At 74.7% G+C, this 5,851-nt stretch carries 2 protein-coding genes; one reads left to right on the top strand and one right to left on the bottom strand.

Annotated features, from left to right (window positions below):
• The first annotated feature begins 172 nt into the window (after positions 1 to 172).
• The gene (locus HNR12_RS24260; protein WP_179769719.1) at positions 173 to 1,486 is read left to right on the top strand and encodes a S8 family serine peptidase; all 1,314 of its coding nucleotides are present in this window, start codon (positions 173 to 175) and stop codon (positions 1,484 to 1,486) included.
• Between the two features lie 82 nt (positions 1,487 to 1,568).
• On the opposite strand, the gene eccCa is transcribed toward HNR12_RS24260, so the two are convergent.
• A complete protein-coding gene (eccCa, locus tag HNR12_RS24255) occupies positions 1,569 to 5,549 on the bottom strand; it encodes a type VII secretion protein EccCa (RefSeq protein WP_179769718.1) in 3,981 nt (1,326 codons plus the stop codon).
• Positions 5,550 to 5,851 lie beyond the last annotated feature (302 nt).

Raw genomic sequence — 5,851 nt, 5'->3', positions numbered from 1 at the left:
GAAGCCCAAGGCCCGCCGCCCGCCGCCGGCGTCCCCGCCGCCTCGCGACCCGGTGGACCGGCACCGCACCGTCACCCCCGCGTTCCCCCCGCGATGTAGCGTTGCGGCGGGTGCGGCCGCGGCTCGCGCCGACGCCCCTGCCCCGCTCCCGCCCCCCGACGTGGAAGAGACCATGACCCCCAGGAAGACCGGGCCCGCGCGCGCCGGGCTCCGCCCGCTCACCCGGGCGGTGTGCGCCGCCGCCGCGCTGGCGCTGGCCCTGCCGCCCGCCCCTGCTGCCGCCTCGCCCTCGCCGTCCCCGTCCGCCTCGCCCTCCCCCTCGGCGTCGCCCTCCGCGCCCGCGGCCCTGCCGCCGATCACGCCGTTCCTGCTCGGCGCCACCGGCGACGACGCCTGCGTCACCGACAGCCCCACCACGGTCGAGGAGAAGCCGTGGACGCACGTGTCCCTGGGCCTGGACACCGTGCACCGGCTGACCGAGGGCGCCGGGACCACGGTGGCCGTCCTGGCCGGCGGTGTCGCCGCCGACGGTCCGCTCGCCGACGCGGTGGGCGGCGGCGGGTCCGCCGACTGCCGGGGCTACGGCACGTTCCTGGCCGGGGTGGTGGCCGCCCGCCCCGCCGAGGGCAGCGGGTTCGTCGGCGTGGCGCCCGCGGCCCGGATCGTGGGCGTGGCCACCGGCGACGCCCGCTCGGGCGTGGCCACCCCCGCCGACATCGCGTCGTCGCTGGAGGAGGCGGTCGGCGCCGGCGCCGACGTGGTCCTGGTGGGCGCGGCCGCCTGGGAGAACAGCGCGCGGCTGGACGACGCCGTCGCCGCGGCGGCCGAGGCCGACGTGCTGGTGGTGGCGCCCTCAAGCGTGACCCCGGAGTCCCAGCCGCTGGCCGCCTACCCGGCACAGGACCCCACCGTGCTCAGCGTGGGCTCCTACGACCCCGAGGGGGCGCCGGCGGCGGCCTCGCCCCCGGCGGTGCTGGAGGGCGACGAGACCGCCCGCACCGACGTGGTGGCTCCCGGCACGCAAGTGCTGGGCGTGGGCCCCGGTGGCGGCCACTTCGTCAGCGGCGGCGACGGGGTGGCGGCGGCGTTCGCCGCGGGCACGGCGGCGCTGGTGCGCTCGCGCCATCCCGACCTGTCGGCCGAGCAGGTGCGGGAGCGCATCATCGCCTCGGCCTACGGCGCCATGCCCGGCGCCGGGCCCGAGGTGGTGGGCCGCGGACCGGTCGACCCCATGGCGGCGCTGACCGGCAGCCCCGAGGACGCCGCAAGCGCGGCCGCCCCCAACGGCGGCGGCCCGTTCACCCCCGACCCGCCCAGCCGCGGCACCTGGAACGTGCCGGTGACCGTGGCCGTCGCCGGCGGGTCGGCGCTGCTGATCGTGGTGTGCGTGCTGGGCGCGGTGGTCCTGCGCAGGGGCCGCGCGCGGGGCTGGCGCCCGGCGACCGGGCAGCCCGCCGCGCCGGCCCCCGAGGGCCGGCGCCGCTGACGGCGCGCCGGGCCGTGCCCGAGCGGACCGGGGCGCGGCCGGGCCCGCCTCCCGGGCCGTGCCCGGCCGCGCCCTGTCCGGATTAGAAGTCGGCGCCCTCGGCGATGGCCAACTGGACCTCGACGGGGTCGCGGCGGGAGATCCACAGCGCGCGCCCGGGCGGCATGCGGCGGGGCCGCACGTTGCCGAACAGCACACCCTCCGACTGCGGTGCCGAGAACAGGATGCTCGGGGTGTTGCCGTCGATCAGGGAGCGGATCACGGGGTCGCCCGAAGCCCGGCCGAAACCGCCGGCGGCGTGCACGAGGATCAGGTGCATGCCGATCTCGGCACCCTGGGAGAGCATCGGCAGCAGCGGGGCGAGGGGGCTGGGGCCGCTGCCCGCCACCATCTCGTAGTCGTCGACGACGAGGAACAGCTCCGGACCGGTCCACCAGTCCCGCTTGCGCAGCCGGTCGGGCGTGATGTCGGGGCCGGGCAGCCGCTCCTTCATCGCCCCGGCGGCGGCGCTCATCATCTCCCGCATGCTGTCGCCGGTGACGGCGTAGCCCAGCTGCATCTCGCGCGGGATCGCGTCGAAGAGCTGGCGGCGCTGGTCGACCAGCACCACCCGCGCGGTCGTGGGGTCGTAGTGGTCGCGGATGGCGTTGGTGATGTGGCGCACCAGGGTGCTCTTGCCGGTCTCGGTGTCGCCCACGACCAGCAGGTGCGGGGTGGCGCCGAAGTCGTGGAAGAACGGCTGCATGCGGCGGCTCTCCAGGCCGAGGGCGACCTTGAGCCCGCCGGCGGCGGTGAGCTCGGCGGGCGGCAGCTCGGCGGCGCGCAGCATCGGCGGCAGCGTGCGCACGGCGGGCGCCTTGGGGCGGTCGCCCCACGCCGTGGTGATGCGGTTGATCAAGTCGCCGACCCCGGCGGAGAGGGTGACGGGGTCGGCCGAGCCGTCCACGCGCGGCAGGCCGGTGAGGAAGTGGTACTTGTCGTCGGTGATACCGCGGCCGGGGATGCGGGGGACGGTCTGGGCGGTGCGCATGTGCACGATGGAGTCGACCGGGTCGCCCAGCCGCAGCTCCAGGCGGGTGGCCATGAGGTCGCGCAGGCCGGTGTGGAAGTCGGCCCAGCGCGGCGAGGCCACCACCACGTGGATGCCGTAGTTGAGGCCGCGCTGCACCAGCTGCAGGACCGAGGGGACGTGGTCGGGGAACTCCTGGCGGATGGTGGCCCAGCCGTCGACGACCAGGAACACGTCGCCGTGCGGGTCGTCGGCGAACTCGCCGGCGGCGCGGCGCCGCCGGTAGGTGGCCATGGAGTCGATGTTGTGCTCCGCGAACTGGGCCTCGCGGCGGGTGAGCAGTTCCTGCAGCTCCATGAGGGTGCGCACGATGCGCCGCTCGTCGGTGCGCCCGGTGACGCTGCCGACGTGGGGCAGGCCGCTCAGCGTCTGGAGCACGCCGCCGCCGCAGTCGATGCAGTAGAACTGCACCTGCGCGGGGGTGTTGGTCACGGCCAGCGACAGCATCAGCATGGCCAGCAGGGTGCTCTTGCCGCTCTGCGGACCGCCGGCGATGCCGACGTGGCCGCCGGCGCCCGACAGGTCGGCCGTCAGCGGCAGCCGGGTGTGCTCGAAGGGGCGGTCGATGACGCCCAGCGGCATGGTGAGGCGGCCGGCCGCGGTCCAGGCCAGGCCGCTCTCCGGCAGCCGGACGCCGACCATCTCCATCAGCTCGGGCAGGGTGGGCGGCACGCCCAGCGGCGGCAGCCAGATCTCGCGGGCGGCCGGGCCCTGGTGGAGCAGGCGGTCCAGGGCGGCGGCGAGCAGGGTCGGGGTGTCCTCGTCGTCGGGCTGCTCCTCGGGCTCCTCGACCACGGGGGCGGCCTTGGGCAGGTGGTCGTCGGGGAAGAGCACGACGTGCTGCGGGCCGCCCGTCGTGCTCACCTTGCGCGGCTTGACCCGGTAGGCGCCCGAGACGTAGGCGGCCTTGAACCGGGTCAGGGTCTCGATGTCGCTCTTGAGGTAGCCGTTGCCGGGCGCCGAGGGCAGCTCGTAGGCGTCGGGCACGCCCAGCACGCCGCGGCTCTCCATGGCCGAGAACGTGCGCAGGCCGATGCGGTAGGAGAGGTGGCCCTCCAGCTGGTGCATGCGGCCCTCGTCGAGGCGCTGGGAGGCCAGCAGCAGGTGCACCCCGAGGCTGCGGCCGAGCCGGCCGATCATGACGAACAGGTCCATGAAGTCGCGGTGGGCGGCGAGCAGCTCGCTGAACTCGTCCACGACCACGAGCAGGGTGGGCATCGGCTCCATGTCCGGGTTGGACTCGCGGGCCTTCTCGTACTCGTGGATGGAGCTGAAGTTGCCGGCGGCGCGCAGGTGCTCCTGGCGGCGGACCAGTTCGCCGTGGAGGGCGTCCTGCATGCGGGAGACCAGGATCGCCTCGTCGGCCAGGTTGGTGATCAGCGCGGAGGTGTGCCGCAGCTGGTCCAGGCCGAGAAAGGTCGCGCCGCCCTTGAAGTCGACCAGGACGAGGTTGAGCGTCTCGGGCGAGTGGGTGAGCGCGAGCCCCAGGACCAGGGTGCGCAGCAGCTCGCTCTTGCCCGACCCGGTGGCGCCGATGAGCATGCCGTGGGGGCCCATGCCGCCCAGGGCGGACTCCTTGAGGTCCAGCTCCAGGGGGGCTCCGTCGCCGGTCATGCCGATGGGCACCCGCAGCCTGTTCTTGGGGTGCTGCTCGCTCCACATGCGGTGCACGTCGTGGTCGTGCAGGTTGGCGATCCCCAGCAGGGTGGTCAGCTCGAAGTCGGTGGTCAGCGGTTCGGTGACCTCGGTGGTGACGCCGATGCGGTAGGGGGCGAGCAGCCGGCCGAGGTTGGCCGCCCGGTTGGGGCCGAGCGCGTCGGGGCGGCCCAGCGGGGTGTCGACCGGGCGGCCGTTGTTGTCGCGGGACAGCAGGACCAGCTCGTCGGGCTGCACGCGCAGCGCCAGGGTGTAGGGGTCGTCCTCGGGCGGCATGGGGTCGTCGATCTCGATGACGATGCCGTTGCGGTAGCCGCCCCCGAGGAACCGCGAGCCCGCGGGGACCTTCCCGCCGTCCAGGATGATGACGGTGAAGGGCTCCTCCCGGTTGGGCACCGCGTCGGGGTCGAAGCGGGGCCGGTCGGCCAGGTCGGGACCGATGAGCGCCCCCAGCTCCACCGCGTCGGCCGCCATCAGCCGGACCGATCCGGCTCCGTCGGTCTCGGTGGGGTGCTGGGTGTGCGGCAGCCACTTCAGCCACGCCCACTCGGGGCGCAGATCGTCGGAGACGCACGCCGCGATCCGCAGTTCGTCGTGGGGGTGGGCCACAGCGAGCTGGCCCACCAGGGCGCGCACCATGGCGCGCTGGGCGGCGGCGTCGCCGCGCAGCGACATGTGGGCGTAGCCGCGCAGGTACACCAGCACGGGCTGGTCCTGGACCATGGTGTAGGCGCGCAGGAACCGGCGCAGCGCGTGGGCGCTGAGCGGTTCGAGGTCCTCGACCGGCTTGGAGGCCATCGGGGCGATGGTCATGGCCATGGCCTGCTCGCCGACGCCGATGCGCACCTCGGCGAAGTCGTCGTCGTCGGCGCGGCGCTCCCACAGCCGCGAGGTCCGCACGATCGACCACAGCGCGTCGGGGTGCGGCGCGCGCCAGAGCATGGCGTCGCGCTGCTCGGTGACGACCTGGCGCAGCCGGGTGCGCATCTGCTTGAGGTAGCGCAGGTAGTCCTGGCGGTCGCCGTTGAGCTTGTTGCGCCGCTCGACCATGGTGCGGACGTACTGCCCGCCGAGCATGGCGACCGCGCCGACCAGCATCATGCCGCCCGCGATGTAGGGCATGAAGTTGGAGCCGCCACCGCCGCCGCCGAAGCTGTTGGGCCGGATGAACATCATCAGCATGGCCATCGAGGTGAGGGCCATGGGCAGGTAGGTCACGACCGAGGACACCGTCGACTGCGGCTCGGCCAGCTCGGGGGGCTCCTGCAGCGAGATGGTGCCGGCGGGCATGTCGGGACCGGGCCGGCGCGGGGGCCGGCGGACGAGGATGGTGCTCACGGGGTCCTCACGGAAACGGTGTCCTCCACTCCCAGTACGCGGCCCGTCGATGGTGGCGGCGGGGGCGGTGCGCCACCGGTCGGCCGGGTGGGCCGGACGGGAACGTCGCGGCGGCGCCGGGCGGACACCGCGCGGAGCGCGGCCGCGCCGGTGCCGCGACACGGGTTCACGGTGTCGGCGTCCACACGGATGCCACTAAACACTAGCGTTGCCATGTGATATCAAGTAAGCCCAACCTATAAGCAACATAGGGCCACGCCACCATCACGCGGCGCCGACCAGCCCAAATCCCTGTCACCCCC

This window comes from Streptomonospora nanhaiensis (genome assembly GCF_013410565.1).
Lineage (GTDB): Bacteria > Actinomycetota > Actinomycetes > Streptosporangiales > Streptosporangiaceae > Streptomonospora > Streptomonospora nanhaiensis.
The sequence above is the reverse complement of the archived record's forward strand: the minus strand, read 5'-3'. Positions and strand labels throughout refer to the sequence as shown.